This is a genomic window from Nocardiopsis sp. CNT312 (assembly GCF_000515115.1).
GTDB lineage: Bacteria > Actinomycetota > Actinomycetes > Streptosporangiales > Streptosporangiaceae > Nocardiopsis.
Genome location: NZ_AZXF01000014.1, coordinates 25,097 through 39,355, shown reverse-complemented (window position 1 = coordinate 39,355; position 14,259 = coordinate 25,097). Strand labels below are relative to the sequence as shown.

Below are 14,259 nucleotides of genomic sequence, written 5' to 3'. Positions count from 1 at the left end.
CCGTGGCCCGGCCGGTGGTTCCCGAGGTCCTGGCACGGGATGTCTCACCGGCTCCCCGGGGCGTCGATTTGTGCTCTCCGGGCACGGAAGGCAGGGTTCGTTTCATGGAAGAACCGAACAAGAGCCTCGACGACCTCGTCCGAGACGAACTGGGCGGGGAGCCGTCACAGGAGGCCAAGGACTACGCACGCGAACTCTACGAGCGCTTCCGGCTGACCGGGGACGGCGGTGGCGCCGACACGGCGGACACCGCCGACGACGCACGGGACCCGGCCCCGCCGGGGGAGTGACGGCGACGCGGCACCGGCGCGGCGGCGTACCGTCAGAGCGGGTCGCCGCCGCGGTCCCACACCAGCTCGAACCACACCCTGCGCCCCATCGCATCGCGCCGGGGCTCGGTCCCCCACGCGCTGGAGAGCGCCTCGACCAGGTCCAGGCCCCGTCCGTGCTCCTCGGTGTCGTAGGGGGCACGGTGCTGGGGTTGCGGCGACTCGGCCATGTTGCCCAGGTCACGGACCTCCACCCGGGCCCATCCGGGGGCCTGGAGCACGTACACCTCGAACTTTCCGGCCTCCTGCCCGGAGGCGCTGTGCGTGATGGCGTTCGTGGCCAGCTCACTGGTCAGCAGCGTCGCGGTGGTGAGCTCCGGTGAGGCGGCCAGTTGCCGGGCGACGAACCTGCGTGCGTGCGCGATCTGGCTCGGCAGCCCCGGGAAGCGGCGCCTGGCCGGTCTCTCGGTCTGGGTGATCTGCTGGGTGCGCTCTTCCATGGGACTCGCCGGTCGTTGGGGCGGACGGGACTCGGGGGAGAGGAGCGGGGCGGGCCGTGCGGGGATGGCGCCCGGCGGTGGCGCGTGCGCGTGCCGGGAACCGAGGAGACTGCGCGGGGCTGCGGTGTCACACATGGTGGACTTCCCTGGACGTGTGTTCGCGGCGGGCGGGCGGTGGTGCCATGCCCTCGTGGCGTCCATGCCCGCAGGGGCGGGTCACGGCGCGGTAGGAGACACACGGGTCACGCCCTCGGGGACGGGGAGGGAAGTGGTCTGGTGCCACGGGGCGCGGAACGTCGGGTCCGGCGGAGCCGCGCGGGCCCCTGTCGGACTGGGAAACGGGGAGGGGCCGGGGGCGGCCGTGACGGGTGGTCATGTCCGGTGGACGGTGTGCCCTACGACACTGGAGGGCGCAGTCGCGCTCAGCATACGCTTGGTACCTCCCCTGGGACCCGGGTGACCTGGCTTTGGCCAGGATAGCCCCCTCTGATCTGCGAAAAGGGGGCAATCTGCGAGATGGTGGCGGCATCCGGTGCCAGGATCCCGCGATCACGCGTGACGCATGTGACTCCCGAGTTTATGTAACGATTGGGTCACGTCAAGGCGAATGCCGCGCGGCGGCGGGGGGGACTTCCCGAGTTCGGGCTAGTGGAGGGGGAGGGAGCACGGCCTCGTGCGTGGGGGCTGCGGTTTGGGGCTCCGTCGGTCGTTATGACACTCTTCTGACGATCCACCCACCCTTGGTCCGCGTTCGTTGGAAAGCCGTCGATGAGACTTCACCCGCTCGCAGCCTCCTGTGTGACGGTGCTGCTGTGCGCTGCCCTCGCCTCCTGCTCCAACGGCGGAACGGCCCAGGAGGAGACGGAGCCGCCGGTCACCGCGGCCGCCGAACCGGCCCCGCCGACGGACGAACCCGCCGAGGAGGCCGACGGGGCCAGAGGGCGGGAACGGTCTTGGGAGGCCGTGGGCTGGGCCGCCCACCCCCTGGAGGCCGACGGTGAGAAGTCCCCGGGCGTCGACGGCGGCTCCGGAGGGGACACGGTCACCGCCGCCGACGCGGGTACGCTCACCGACCTGCTCGCCAGGGAAGGGCCCCTCACCATCGAGGTCCACGGCACCATCGACCTGGGCGGCGACGTGGCCGTCGGTTCGGACAAGACCCTCGTCGGCTCCCCGGAGGGGGGCGCGCTCACCGGCGGCCGACTGGTCGTCGACGGCGCCTCCGACGTCGTCATCGCCGACCTGGCCATGGACACAGGGGGGAGCGCCGTGGCCATCCGCGGCGGGGCGCACCACGTGTGGATCGACGGGTCCACCTTCAGCGGCGGAGGCGGCGACGCGCTGGTGAGCGTCACCGGCGGGGCCGACCGCGTCACCCTGTCCTGGAACCGCTTCCGGGACTCCGCGGCCGCGGTGGACATCGGCGGGGCCGACGAGGAGCCCGGTGCGCTGCGCGTCACCCTGCACCACAACTACTTCGACGGCACCTCCGCCCGCAACCCGCGCGCCCGGGGTGCCGCGCACGTGCACGTGTTCAACAACTACTTCCGCGGCAACGGGGAGTACGGGATGAGTTCGGCACTCGACGCCCGGCTCCTGGCCGAGGGCAACTACTTCCAGGGCACCCTGCTCTCGGCCGTCTCCGGAGGCGACGGGGAGGAGGCCCCCGGGAACGTGCTCACCCGCGACAACCTGCTGGTGGACTCCGCCCAGCCCGAACTGCGCGGCGAGGTCCCCGACCCGCCCTACTCCTACGAACTGGACGACCCCGGCCGCGTCCCCGACCTCGTCCAGGAACAGGCCGGGGCCCGGACCCGGGGCTGAGCCGAGCGACCGGGGTGCCCGGGAACCTGCGGCCCCTCAGGCGCGCCTACGCCCCCTCCCGGGCCCCCGGGATACGGCACCACGGCCGGAAGACGGGCTCCAGCCTCGTCAGCGGTCCTCCTCCAGCGGACCGGACACCCGGAAGCGGGAACTGACGAACGCGCCGCCCCGAGCCGTCTCCACCAGTTCGAGGTCGAGCCTGCGCGGCAACAGAGGCCGCCCCGAACCGAGTGTCACCGGTGCCACCGAGACGACCACCTCGTCCAGCAGCCCGGCGTCGGCGAACCGCCCGGCGAGCTCGCCACCGCCGACCAGCCACAGGTCCCGGTCCCCGGCCGCCCCGCGCATCGCGGCGTGGACCGGACGCACGTCCCCCGACGCGAACCGCACGTCGGCCCCCTCCACCCCGGGCAGGTCCCGGCTGCTCATCACCCATGTAGGTACGCTGTAGGGCCACGGCTCGTCGGTGCCCACCCCGTGGGAGAGGATCCACTCGTAGGTGGTCGAGCCCATCACCGCAGCGCCGACGCGCGCCATGAACGCCTCGAAGCCGAAGGCCCCGTCCGGCTCGCCCTCCTGGCGCAGCAGCCAGTCCAGGGAGTCGTCCGGGGCGGCGATGAACCCGTCAAGCGTGGTCGCCGTGTAGTAGATCAGCATGTGCCGCCTCTCGTGTGTCTCGCAGTGTTCACGTCCCGGAACCCTCCTCGCCGCGCCTGGTACGCAGCCACAGGAGGGGGTCGCCGTCGTCGACCGGCCGTCCCGTCTCCCGCAGCAGCTGCCGGACCAGTTGGCGGCGGTGGGCCGAGTAGGTGAGTACATGGGCCACGACCCCGCTCAGGACGAAACTCTCGGGCGGGTCGCACAGGGCGTCGATCAGGCGGTCGTTCCACGCGCCGCGGCGTTCGGTGTCGCGCACCATCGCCAGCCATCGTGGCGCCACCGCCCCGTGCCGCTCCAGGAGCGCCGCCGCGTCGGCTTCCGGGTCGCGTTCGGGCAGGTCGCGGCCTTCGATCGAGGCCAGCCACACCTCCACGGAGTTCACCAGCCGCTCCAGGACCGCCTGGACCGACTCCTCGCGGCCCTCCCAGGACAGGACGGTGAGTCCGGGCCGCCGACAGGCGCGCAACTCCCCGTCGGTGAGGTCCCCCGCCGCCTCGAGCAGGTGACGGGTATCGTCGAGCGCGTGCTCGACCATCTGCTCGGTCAGGGGGTTCGCGGAGTGCTCCCCGCTGTGGAACCACAGCGACACGGGCGGGTGGAAGTGGATGCCGTTGGGCGCGGGCAGCCAGTGGCCGCAGCCCGGATCCACCGTGCTGGGAGGTCGGCCGAACGCCCGGGTGAACGCGCGGCTGAAGCCCTCCACGGAGCCGTACCCGGCGCCCCACGCTGCGTCGGTGACGCTGCCGCCCCCTTTGAGATGCCAGGCCGCCCGTTCGAGCATCACCCGGCGGCGCATCGCCACCGGGGCTTCCCCGGTGTCGCGTGAGAGCGTGCGGGTGAAGTGGAACGGTGAGCTGTGGGCACCCCCCGCCATGTCGGCCAGGGTGCGGTGGTCCTCGTTGAGCACGGCGTCGAGCAGTTCGCGCAGGCGGTCCCGTCCGGTCATGCCCTCAGTCTGCTGTGCCCGGCGGCACCCGCGCCTGACCGTTCTTGCGGGGTTTCCCGGAGTCGCCGTCCACCCTCCGCGGGTCCGCACCGCCCCGGGCGATCACGGCCCGGGCCTGGACCGCCCCGGCGGACGGCCGTTCACCGAACGTCGCGGTACTCCACGGTCTCCCCCGTACCGTCCTCCGCACGCAGCGAGAGCCTGAGCGGGTACCCCTCCTCACCGATCCACAGCGCGAACTCGACCTCCTCCGCGAACACCAGTTCACCACCGCCCGCTACCGACCCGTGGTCGCCCCGCAGCGCCGTGAAGGTCCCGGTGAACAGGTAAGCGCCGTGCGCCGCCTCCTCCCCGCCCCGGGCGGGCACCACCTCGCGTTCGCCGGCGAACGCGAGGTCGGTGGAGGTGGACAGGACCGCGCGAAGCTGGGCGGACCCGAACTCGGCGGTACCGAGATAGCGGTCGGCTCTGGTGGGGGCGTCCAGGACGGACAGGCCGGAGCCGTCCACCGTCATCAGCAGTTGCTCCGAACGCATCTGGTACCGCTGTACCTCCGGGCCGCCGGTTGCGCGGTAGGCGTAGGAGAAGACCGGATCGCGGCCGGAGTCGTAGACCGCCTCCCCCTCACCCAGGAGCGGTCCCGGTTCCTCCCCGGGGAGCCCCGCCTCCGCCGTTGAGGGCCCGTGCACCGTGAAGGCGACCTGGAACGCCGAGGCGTCCTCCAACCGCTCCACGGCCGCGGTGACGAAGGCGGCGACGTCCTCGGGGGAGGCGTCACCGTCCGAGCGGGTGTCCTCGACCGCCAGGGTGGCGACGAGCCACCCGGTCGTGGCCACCGCCAGGCATACCAGGGCCACCGTCAGACACAGCCACGGGTTCGGAAGCCGTCCGCCCGGGGACGGCTCCGGTTCCGGGACACCCTCGGCTGAGGTGTCCGGTATCGACATCGACACGGGTACGGCCTCGTTTCTACGGTTCGCGGGTGCGGCCCGAGGGCTCGGAGGGCGGTCGGGCCGCTCAGGCGTCGGACGGTACCCCGGGGTCCGGCGGGGCCGCTCGTCGCTTTGTTCGATCGTGGCACGGAGGTAGGACGTACCGCCCTCCCACCGCGGGACGGGGGCGGTGGCACGCCCGCCGCCGGGGTCAGAGCGGTGCCGGGGGGTTCTTCGCGTGGGGGCGGATGGCGTGCGCCACCCGCCGCCTGTGCTCGGCTGAGCAGTTCCGCCCCCGGCCGGTGAGCTCTCCCAGCAGCCGGTCCAACCGTGGCCGGGACCGCGGGCGCTCCGCCGCCTCGCGGAGTCCAGGCCGGGTGACCGGCCCCCCGCGCGGGTAGGCGTTCACGCCCCACACGTCCACGGTGGTGATGTCGCAGGCGTTGGCGGAGAGCAGGGCGGGGACGGGGCGCAGCGGGAGGGCGCGTTCGGCGGTGCGGTCAGCGCTTTCGGGCATGTATCCAGGTTGGGTGATGGTCGTGGGGCGGACAAGACCCGGTCGCGGCCTGCGGAGCGCGGGGTCAGAGCATGGGTCCGGGGCCCGCCGCCAGGTGGATGTGGTCCACGTGGTCCTGGGTGGCGTTCCCGGTGTCCTGCTGGAAGCGCTTGACCGACTCCCACGGCCCGACGGGGTCCCGGGAGGCGTTCCAGATGTGGTGGTCGTAGATGAGCCCCTTGACGCCGAGCTGAGAGGCGTTCTGGATCACCCAGTTGATGACCGTGACAGCCGTGGCGTCCATCGGGGGGGTCGGTGTGCCGCCGAGCGGGGCCATCATGTAGTCGACCGCCATGCCCGCGTGGTGGTCGCTGCCGGGTTCGTAGCGCTGGCCCCCGGCGGTCAGGTAGAACCCGCCGAACTCCTCCTGCAGCGTCTGGTGCACCGCGCACATGGTGGGGTGCAGCTGGCCCAGCGACGCGCAGTTCACGATGGCTCCTCCGGCGTAGACCACGGTGGGGTCGAACCTGTACTGGCCCTCCTGGTCGATCAGGTGGACGTCCAGCAGGTCCCGGGCCTGGTCCAGACTGGTGACGGGACCGCCGCACTCCACCCTGAAGGCCGTCCGCGAGCACTCGTAGGGCTGCTCCACGATCGCGATCGCCGAGGCGTTGCCCACGGTCGTGTCCGACTCCTCCTCGGAGCCGTCGCAGACCACGTCGTTCCACGCCCGCGAACCGTCCGCCTCCAACTCCCTTTGGCAGACCGCCCCGCGCACCTCCACCCGGATGATGTTGCCCGAGCGCCCCATGGTGTTGTCGCTGGCGCGGATGTCGGTGAGCACCGCCCCGTTGGCGCGCGCGTACTCCGCGGCGCGTGCCTCGGCGACCTCCTCGTCGAACCAGGGCATGGGGTAGTTGCCGGCCAGGAGTTCCTCGGCGGCGGCCTCCTGAAGCGCACTCGCCGCCGCCAGCGCCGCCGCGTCGGCCGCGGTCTGGGTCCGCGAGCGCATGTCGCCCGCGGCGCCGATCCGCACGAAGAGCAGGGTGAGGGACAGCAGGGCCAGGGTCAGCCCGAAGATGAGCAGGATGTTGGCCTGCCCTTGGTCGTTGCGGCCCAGGAGATGGTGCCGCGGTCGCGCGGGGGTGGCCGCGCGCCGGGGGGTCCGTCGCAGTCCCATGCAGCGTTTTCCGTCGGGGGGAGAGGGGCCGGGGGAGCGGAGGAGCGGCGGGGGCCTCCTCCTCCGGTAGCTTATCCACCCCGGACCGTGATCGGTAGTGGGTGTGGACGAACGCTCCGGCCGCCCACACGGGGCCGGAGCGCGCGGGGCCGCGCATGGCCTTTCGTGGGTGCTCTGATGCGTGGAGCAACCGCTGTGTGGAGTGGGGGAGAGCGGTCACAGGAGGGCGGTGGCGACCGGATCGGGTGCCGGTCCCGGGCCTGGGCCCGGCACGGTCCTCGGATACGGTGCCGCCGCCCACCAGGGACCGCGCGAGACGATCGAGCAGGCGGCCGGCGCGCAGCCACTCGATGAGGGCCGGGGCCCCGACAGTGCCGTACCGCTGCGGTTGTGCGACAAAGGCGTCGACCGCTGCGGCTCAGGCCAGGCGCCGCCGCACCGCGTCGGCCATGTGCACGTCGGCCACGGTCACCTTCAGGTCCCCGTCCGCCCACGGCCCCACGGTCACCGACCGCACGTAGGGGCCTCGGTGCCACGTGCGGGAGGTGTGCTGGGGGACGGCCACGGCACCCACCCGCCCCAGGCCCCCGGGCGGCCCCATCAGCAGCCGCAGCCGCCATGTGGCCCGTACGGTCCCGCGGCCCCCCTGATCCTCGTACTCGAGCAGTGGCAGCTCCCCGACCAGCCGTCCGCCGAGCCCCACCGGGGGCACCTCGTGCAGCGGGAAGCGCCGCCCCGTGCCGGATCCCCACACCACCTCCGCCGAGTACTCCATGTTCTCGGGCGGCTTGGTGTCCAGCCGAACGTCGATCCGCACCCGTTCTCGGCGGCGTCCGCGCAGGACCGCCCGGGCCTCGTTCACCTCCAGGATCGGCGCGGCGGGCTCGGAGCACAGCCCCAGCCGGTCGTTGACCGTGTAGTAGGGCCGCAGCCGGGCCCCGTAGCCCCGCTCGCTCGTCACGTGCAGCGACGGGTACCCGATGATCCGCTTGTACCCCGTCACCCCCGTCAAGTGGCGGCCCAACGGGTGCTCCGATCCGTTCGACAGGCCTAGGCGCAGCTCCCACTTCTCGGAGTCGCCCGGCCGGTCGCCGACCACGTCCTCGGGGTCGACCACCGCGGTGAAGTGCCCGTCGGCCGTGACCGGGGCGGAGAAGCCGCGCACCTGGCGCGGCACCTCCTTGTGCCGTACCAGCAGGCGTGCCCTCGGGTCGGCGTCCGGAGGCCGCAGGACCCGGCCCTGGACGGTGATCAGGTCGTCTGCGACTTCCACGTGCTCCACCTCGGCGTGGCGCTCCAGACGCCGCACGTGCAGCACGAGCCGCCCCCGCGTCGAACGGGAGGGCAGCACCAGCGCCGCCGGCACCTCCGCCTCGGTCGACAGCGGGTACCCCTCCTGGTGGATCTCCACGTCGGCGACGGCGCGTTCGCGACCGCCGTCCACGCGCAGCACCTCCCACGTCCGCGCCGCCAGGTCCAGCCTCCGGGCGTCCACGGGCACCTCGCCGCGCGGGTCGGGCACCAGCCCCACGCGCTCCCCGCCGTGCGCGAGCACGATCCGGTCCGGGGGGTGGGGGAACCACAGCACCGCCAGCCCCTCCTCCGCGCTCGCCCACACCTTGCAGGAGGGCGGCGGTTCGGGACGGGGGACGGGCACGGGCGGAACGGCGGGCACCCGTGCCCCGGCCAGGTCGGCGAACAGCCGTTCGTGCTGGCGCACCACGGTGGCGGGGTCGTAGCGCTCGGAGTCGACCAGCGCCGCCTCGGACATCCGCTGCCGCAGGGGTTCATCGGCCATGAGCAGGGCCAGCCCCTCGGCGATCCCCTTGGCGGACTTGTTGGGCACGAGCAGCCCGTCCTCGCCGTGCCGGATGATCGAGGCGGGGCCGTGCGGGCAGTTGGTGCTCACCACCGGCAGCCCCGAGCGCATCGCCTCCACGATCGTCATGCCGAACGGCTCCTCGCTGGAGGTCACGGCCGCGAACTCGCCCTGGGCCCAGGCCTCCTCCACGTGCGGGTGCGGGCCCATGAGCCACACCCGGTCCTCCAGTCCCAGTGAACCCACGAGCCGGTCGAGCGTTCCGCGCATGCTGCCGCGCCCGTAGATGCGCAGGGTCCAGTCGGGAAACTCCTCAGCCACCATGGAGAAGGCCTGGATGAGCAGGTCGTGGCGTTTGCTGGGGGCCAGTCGGCCCGCGGAGACGATGGTGCGCGAGCCGTGGCCGTCAGCGGTGAAGGCCGGCGCGGGGACCGAGTTCGGGATGGACAGCACCTCGACCCCGGGCAGGGGCATGCGGGCGGTGTAGGTGCGCGCGTCGGCCTCGGTCACCGTCACGAAGGCGTCCAGATTGGGGTACTCCATCTCCATGACCCGGCGCAGGGGCAGGGAGTGCTGCTCGAAGGTGAGGTGCTCCTGTCCGACCGCGACGACGTGGTCGGGGGCGGCGCGCGCGATGGCCACGTTCAGGCCGGGCCGGGTGCCCACGACCACGTCGGCGTCGGTGGTGGCGAGGTACTCTTCCAGCCGTTCGTCGGTGAGACGGCTGTGCGTGGCGCCGCGGGTGTCCTCCACCGGGAACAGGGTGGGCGGCAGGCCGGCCTTCGGGGAGCCCTCGTAGAGGGGCCTGCCGCCCACGCCGGCGCTGGTGCCCTCGGGGACGCGGCGCACGTCGACCAGGGAGCGCAGTTTCACCTGGGGGGGTACGGGCAGAAGCGGGTCGGCGCGGTGCTGGAAGACCGAGACGATCTCCACCTCGTGGCGCGCGGACAGCGCCGCGGCCTGGTTGGCGACCGTGCGGACCGTGCCCCCGATGCCGTACATGTCGTTGATGAGATAGGCGATCTTCACACTGCCCCCTGCTTTCCGTGCGCTGCGTCTCCCGCCCCGTCGGGATGTCACGGACGAAGCTTCAGGCTAAGGAGGGTATTTACGTATAAATGCGACATATGAGCCTGGTGGGAAAAGGTTTGCCGACCCCTGTGGGACCTTTGCGGCCCTCCAGAGGACCCGCACCCCGTCTCGCACCGGGCCGGGTGGCCTCCCCCCGCTCCGGTCACCGAAGACGCCCGCGGGACAGAGCGCAAAACCCCTGGTAGCCGGACCGTGCGTCGTTCCGTGCCGGGCGGGGCCCGCGCCGCCACAGGAGAGGCCCGCGCGTACGCCCTCCCGCTGGACAGGGCGCGCCAACCGGCCCATCCTGGAAGAAGACGCGGAGCAGCAGGTTCCGGGCAGGCCGTACCGGCCGCCGGTGCAGAGCACGAGGGGGCCCGTGATGAACACCGTTCGCGACGTCATGACGACCGGGGTCGTCACGGCCACCGGGGAGACGGGCTACCGGGAGATCGTCCGCCTGCTCGTCGAGAACCGGGTGAGCGCCCTGCCCGTGGTCGACGACCGGAACCGGGTGGTGGGCGTGGTCTCCGAGGAAGACCTGCTCCACAAGGAGGAGTTCACCGGCGAGGACGAGTACGGGCAACCCCTGCGCACCCGCCTGCGGGCCCGCCTCGGCGCAGGCGGACACGCCCAGGACAAGGCGGGGGCCAGGGCGGCGTCGGGGCTGATGACCGCACCCGCCGTCACGGTGCCCCCGCAGGAGACCGTGGCCGGCGCGGCCCGGCTGATGGAGAAGCACGGGATCAAGCGGCTGCCGGTCGTCGACGGCCAGGGGAGGCTGGTCGGCGTCGTGAGCCGCTGCGATCTGCTGTCGGTGTTCCTGCGCGAGGACGAGGACATCGCCGCGGACGCCAGGGAGGAGATCACCGACACCCTGCGCGCACCGCGCGCCCGGGAGCCCGCCGCGATCGTCGAGGACGGGGTGGTGCGGCTGTCGGGGACCGTGGAGCGCCGCAGTGACGCCCAGGCCGTGATCCGCAGGGTCCACGACCTGGAGGGCGTCGTGGCCGTCGACTCCGACCTGGCCTGGCGGGTCGACGACGTCGTCCCCGAACACGTCCGCTGGCGCTCGGGGACCCCCTGAGGCGACCGGCCCGTCCGCGCGGACGGGCCCCGGATCAGTCGCCCAGGCGGTCCACCGCGTCGTCGACCAGGGCACGCCCCGCCTCGCCGTACAGGTGGAATACCACGTCGGCGCCCCGCTCCCGCAGCTCCCCGATCTCCTCCGCCCGGGTGACCACCCCGGCGATCATGGCGTGCAGGCCGTCGCCGTGCAGTTGGTCCAGCGCCGCCAGGTTGCCTCGCTGGTGGGGCATGGCCAGCACCACCAGCCACACCTTCGGGTCCAGGTTCAGCCGCTCCCAGAAATCGGGGTCGGTGGCGTCGCCCTCCACCACCTGGTACCCCAGGAGCCGCAGCCGCTGCACGGTCACCGGGTCGTGCTCCACCCCCACGGTCGGCACGGCGTACTCCTGCACCAACCGCTCGTAGGCACCCCGCCCCACCCGGCCCATGCCCAGTACCACCGCGCGGGCCTCGCCGACATGGATGGGCCGGTCACCCTCCGGCTGGCCGGTGCGCTCGTGGCGGGCCAGCCACGGACCGACCCTGCGGTACACCCGCTCACCGGCGGCGTTCAGCGGCGCCGACACGGCGAAGCTGAACGCCACGGCCAGTGCCAGCGCCACCAGCCAGTCTTCGGAGAGCCACCCCTGCGAGGCCGCCAGGGCGGCGACGATGAGCCCGAATTCGGAGAAGTTGCTCAGAGTCATCCCCGCCAGCAGGGAGGTGCGCCCGCGCAGCCGCAGGCCCAGGAACAACGCCGTGAACAGAGCCCCCTTCAACGGCACGAGCAGCAGGAGCAGCCCCGCCAGCAGCGACCCGGCATCGGGCAGTGCCGTGAGGCCGATACTCAGGAAGAACCCCACCAGCAGCAGGTCCTTCACCGAAAGCAGCGTCTTGGCCAGGGGTGCGGCGTTGGCGGAGGGCCCCAGCAGCAGCCCCACGACCAGAGCCCCCAGGTCGCCCTTCACCCCCACCAGTTCGAACAGGGCGTGGCCCGCCACGAGCGCCGCGGCCACACCGAAGAGCACCCGCATCTCCCCGTACCCGATCCGGTCCAGCAGCAGCCGCAGCAGCGGAGCCGCCGGAATCAGCAGGAGCAGCCCCGCGGCCCACGGGCTGGGCGGATGGCCGGAGGAGGCGGACAGGAACACCACCGCGAACACGTCCTGGGCGATGAGCACCCCGATCGCCAGACGGCCGTAGAACGACCCGGACTCGCTGCGCGCCTCCAGGGCCTTGACCGCGAACACCGTGCTGGAGAAGGACAGCGCGAAACCCAGCAGGAGCAGCGTCGACCATCCGGCCTCCACCGCCATCGCCAGCCCGGTGAACTTCAGCGCCCCTAGGAACAGCGCGATGAACACCGTGGAGAGGACCATGTGGACGGTGGCGGCACCCCACACCTGGTGGCGCAGCAGGGACCGCACGTCCAGCTTCAGGCCGATGGTGAACAGCAGCAGGGTGACACCCAGGTCGGCCGCGGTCTCCAGCGCCGGGGTCGACGTGTAGCCCAGGGCGTTGAGGACGAACCCCGCGGCCAGGAACCCGACCAGGGGCGGCAGCCGCAGTGCCAGGGCGACGAGCCCTCCGGCGAACGCGGCCACGATGAAGGCGGGTTCCATGCCTGTCCCTCGCTCCGTTGCGGCGGCCCGGCCCGCCCGATCGGCGGAGATCGGCAGGCACCAGTGGGCAATACCGTACCCGGGTCGCCTCCGGGCCCCCCGGAGGCACCCGTCCGGCCCGCCGCGCCCCGTCCCCCGTCCTCGGCCGCCCCGCACGCCGAGGTCTCGATCCACGGTGAGATCGCATGCCCGGGTTCGCCCAAGGGAGGACCGCGCGCGGGTCAGAGGGGTGCCAAGCGCCCGCGCGGGGGCTGGACCGCCCCGCGCGGGCCGGACACCATGCGTCGGGGCGGGAGGCACCCGGTGTTGGACGCCCCACCGCGACCCGCTGGAGGAAGGCCGACCATGAACCTCGCGCAGAACCTCGCCCGCGCCGCCGCCGAGCACGCCGGCCGGCCGGCGGTCAAGCTCGACGACACGGTGCTGACCTACGCACAGCTGGCCGCCCTCACCGAACAGGGTGCCGGGCTGCTCACCCGGCAGGGCGTGCGGCCGGGCGACCGGGTGGCGCTCATGCTGCCGAACGTGCCGCACTTCGCGGTGCTGTACTACGCCGCCCTGCGCCTCGGCGCGATCGTGGTGCCGATGAACCCGCTGCTCAAGGGGCGCGAGGTGGAGTACCACCTGCGCGACTCCGGCGCGGGGACCCTCTTCGTCTGGGAGGGCTTCCGGGACGAGGCCGAACCGGCCGCGGAACGGGCCGGAACCGCGTGCACGGTGGTCGAGCCCACCGGGTTCACGGGGCTGCTGGCCGGGGCGGATCCGGTGGAAGGCGTGGCCGAGCGCGCCGACGAGGACACCGCCGTCATCCTGTACACCTCCGGCACCACCGGGCAGCCCAAGGGCGCCGAACTCACCCACGCCAACCTCGTCCGCAACGTCGAACTCGTGGTGCGGATGTTCGACTTCACCGAGGAGGACGTGCTTTTCGGCGGGCTGCCGCTGTTCCACGTGTTCGGCCAGACCGCCGGGCTCAACGCCGCGATCGCGGTCGGTGCCTGCCTCACCCTGCTGCCGCGCTTCGACCCCACCGACGCGCTGGAGGTGCTGGTGCGCGACCGGGCCACCGTGTTCGAGGGCGTGCCCACCATGTACGTGGCACTGGTCAACCACCCCGCGCGCGGCGGCTACGACCTCTCCCCGCTGCGCCTGTGCGTCTCCGGCGGCGCGGCCATGCCGGTCGAGGTCATGTCCGCCTTCGAGGAGGCCTTCGGATGCGTGGTCCTGGAGGGCTACGGTCTGTCGGAGACCTCGCCGCTGGCCTCCATCAACACCCCCGACCAGCGGAGGCCCGGGTCGATCGGCACCCCCGTCGAGGGGGTGGAGTTCCGCCTGGTCGGCCTGGAGGGCGAGGATCTCGGGCCCGGCGAGGTGGGTGAGATCGCGGTCCGGGGCCACAACGTGATGAAGGGCTACTGGGGCAGGCCCGAGGAGACCGCCCGCGCGATCCGCGACGGCTGGTTCCACACCGGCGACCTGGCCCGCAAGGACGGGGAGGGCTTCTACTTCATCGTGGACCGCAAGAAGGACATGATCATCCGAGGCGGCTACAACGTCTACCCGCGGGAGGTGGAGGAGGTCCTCTACGAGCACCCCGCCGTGGCCGAGGCCGCCGTGGTGGGCGTGCCGCACGCCGAACTCGGCGAGGAGGTCGGCGCGATGGTCGCCTTCAAGCCCGGCGAGGACGCCACCCCGGAGGAACTGCGCGACTTCGTCAAGGCCAGGGTGGCGGCCTACAAGTACCCCCGCCTGGTGGTGACCACCGACGCGCTGCCCAAGGGCCCCACCGGCAAGATCCTCAAACGCAGCATCACCGTGGACCCGGGCCAGGAAAACTGAGGGGAGGCCGGGGACGTCGGTGGCGGCCTTCGC

Annotated in this window: 12 protein-coding genes; 4 read left to right on the top strand and 8 right to left on the bottom strand. The window is 72.7% G+C overall.

Annotated features, from left to right (window positions below):
• Positions 1 to 104 precede the first annotated feature (104 nt).
• A complete protein-coding gene (locus tag B042_RS0105795; RefSeq protein ID WP_028647476.1) occupies positions 105 to 290 on the top strand; it encodes a hypothetical protein in 186 nt (61 codons plus the stop codon).
• Between the two features lie 32 nt (positions 291 to 322).
• Here the strand turns inward: B042_RS0105795 and B042_RS0105790 are convergent, their stop codons facing one another.
• On the bottom strand, positions 323 to 769 hold the full coding sequence (locus tag B042_RS0105790) for an ATP-binding protein (protein ID WP_028647475.1): 447 nt from the start codon (positions 767 to 769) through the stop codon (positions 323 to 325).
• A gap of 768 nt (positions 770 to 1,537) precedes the next feature.
• Here B042_RS0105790 and B042_RS0105785 point away from each other — a divergent pair.
• Positions 1,538 to 2,593 carry a polysaccharide lyase family 1 protein gene (locus tag B042_RS0105785; RefSeq protein ID WP_028647474.1) on the top strand — a complete coding sequence of 352 codons (1,056 nt, stop codon included), beginning with the start codon at positions 1,538 to 1,540 and terminating at the stop codon, positions 2,591 to 2,593.
• A gap of 108 nt (positions 2,594 to 2,701) precedes the next feature.
• Here B042_RS0105785 and B042_RS0105780 read toward each other — a convergent pair whose 3' ends face one another.
• The 6 genes from B042_RS0105780 to B042_RS0105755 form a co-directional block, all read right to left on the bottom strand.
• The gene (locus B042_RS0105780) at positions 2,702 to 3,250 is read right to left on the bottom strand and encodes a dihydrofolate reductase family protein (protein WP_028647473.1); all 549 of its coding nucleotides are present in this window, start codon (positions 3,248 to 3,250) and stop codon (positions 2,702 to 2,704) included.
• A gap of 28 nt (positions 3,251 to 3,278) precedes the next feature.
• On the bottom strand, positions 3,279 to 4,199 hold the full coding sequence (locus tag B042_RS0105775) for a helix-turn-helix domain-containing protein (RefSeq protein WP_028647472.1): 921 nt from the start codon (positions 4,197 to 4,199) through the stop codon (positions 3,279 to 3,281).
• Between the two features lie 140 nt (positions 4,200 to 4,339).
• A complete protein-coding gene (locus tag B042_RS22080; RefSeq protein WP_155988902.1) occupies positions 4,340 to 5,056 on the bottom strand; it encodes a hypothetical protein in 717 nt (238 codons plus the stop codon).
• A gap of 286 nt (positions 5,057 to 5,342) precedes the next feature.
• Positions 5,343 to 5,648 (bottom strand): hypothetical protein, encoded by a 306-nt coding sequence (locus tag B042_RS0105765; RefSeq protein ID WP_028647471.1) that lies wholly within the window; start codon positions 5,646 to 5,648, stop codon positions 5,343 to 5,345.
• A gap of 64 nt (positions 5,649 to 5,712) precedes the next feature.
• The gene (locus B042_RS0105760; protein WP_028647470.1) at positions 5,713 to 6,807 is read right to left on the bottom strand and encodes a pilus assembly protein TadG-related protein; all 1,095 of its coding nucleotides are present in this window, start codon (positions 6,805 to 6,807) and stop codon (positions 5,713 to 5,715) included.
• A 418-nt stretch (positions 6,808 to 7,225) separates the two neighbouring features.
• Positions 7,226 to 9,655, bottom strand: a complete 2,430-nt coding sequence (locus B042_RS0105755; RefSeq protein ID WP_028647469.1) for a glycosyltransferase family 4 protein — start codon at positions 9,653 to 9,655, stop codon at positions 7,226 to 7,228.
• A 424-nt stretch (positions 9,656 to 10,079) separates the two neighbouring features.
• Here B042_RS0105755 and B042_RS0105750 point away from each other — a divergent pair, with 424 nt between their 5' ends.
• Positions 10,080 to 10,784 (top strand): CBS domain-containing protein, encoded by a 705-nt coding sequence (locus tag B042_RS0105750; protein WP_028647468.1) that lies wholly within the window; start codon positions 10,080 to 10,082, stop codon positions 10,782 to 10,784.
• Positions 10,785 to 10,818: 34 nt separating this feature from the next.
• Here B042_RS0105750 and B042_RS0105745 read toward each other — a convergent pair whose 3' ends face one another.
• Positions 10,819 to 12,387 carry a cation:proton antiporter family protein gene (locus B042_RS0105745; protein WP_028647467.1) on the bottom strand — a complete coding sequence of 523 codons (1,569 nt, stop codon included), beginning with the start codon at positions 12,385 to 12,387 and terminating at the stop codon, positions 10,819 to 10,821.
• 345 nt (positions 12,388 to 12,732) lie between these two features.
• Between B042_RS0105745 and B042_RS0105740 the strand changes: the two genes are divergently transcribed.
• A complete protein-coding gene (locus B042_RS0105740) occupies positions 12,733 to 14,226 on the top strand; it encodes a long-chain fatty acid--CoA ligase (protein WP_028647466.1) in 1,494 nt (497 codons plus the stop codon).
• The last annotated feature ends 33 nt before the right edge of the window (positions 14,227 to 14,259 follow it).

Bases quoted from the DNA above. Each gene is read 5' to 3' on its own strand.
- B042_RS0105795 (WP_028647476.1), top strand. From the start codon at position 105: ATGGAAGAACCGAACAAGAGCCTCGACGACCTCGTCCGAGACGAACTG.
- B042_RS0105775 (WP_028647472.1), bottom strand. From the start codon at position 4,199: ATGACCGGACGGGACCGCCTGCGCGAACTGCTCGACGCCGTGCTCAAC.
- B042_RS0105745 (WP_028647467.1), bottom strand. From the start codon at position 12,387: ATGGAACCCGCCTTCATCGTGGCCGCGTTCGCCGGAGGGCTCGTCGCC.
- B042_RS0105750 (WP_028647468.1), top strand. From the start codon at position 10,080: ATGAACACCGTTCGCGACGTCATGACGACCGGGGTCGTCACGGCCACC.
- B042_RS0105765 (WP_028647471.1), bottom strand. From the start codon at position 5,648: ATGCCCGAAAGCGCTGACCGCACCGCCGAACGCGCCCTCCCGCTGCGC.
- B042_RS0105785 (WP_028647474.1), top strand. From the start codon at position 1,538: ATGAGACTTCACCCGCTCGCAGCCTCCTGTGTGACGGTGCTGCTGTGC.
- B042_RS0105790 (WP_028647475.1), bottom strand. From the start codon at position 769: ATGGAAGAGCGCACCCAGCAGATCACCCAGACCGAGAGACCGGCCAGG.
- B042_RS0105760 (WP_028647470.1), bottom strand. From the start codon at position 6,807: ATGGGACTGCGACGGACCCCCCGGCGCGCGGCCACCCCCGCGCGACCG.
- B042_RS0105740 (WP_028647466.1), top strand. From the start codon at position 12,733: ATGAACCTCGCGCAGAACCTCGCCCGCGCCGCCGCCGAGCACGCCGGC.
- B042_RS0105780 (WP_028647473.1), bottom strand. From the start codon at position 3,250: ATGCTGATCTACTACACGGCGACCACGCTTGACGGGTTCATCGCCGCC.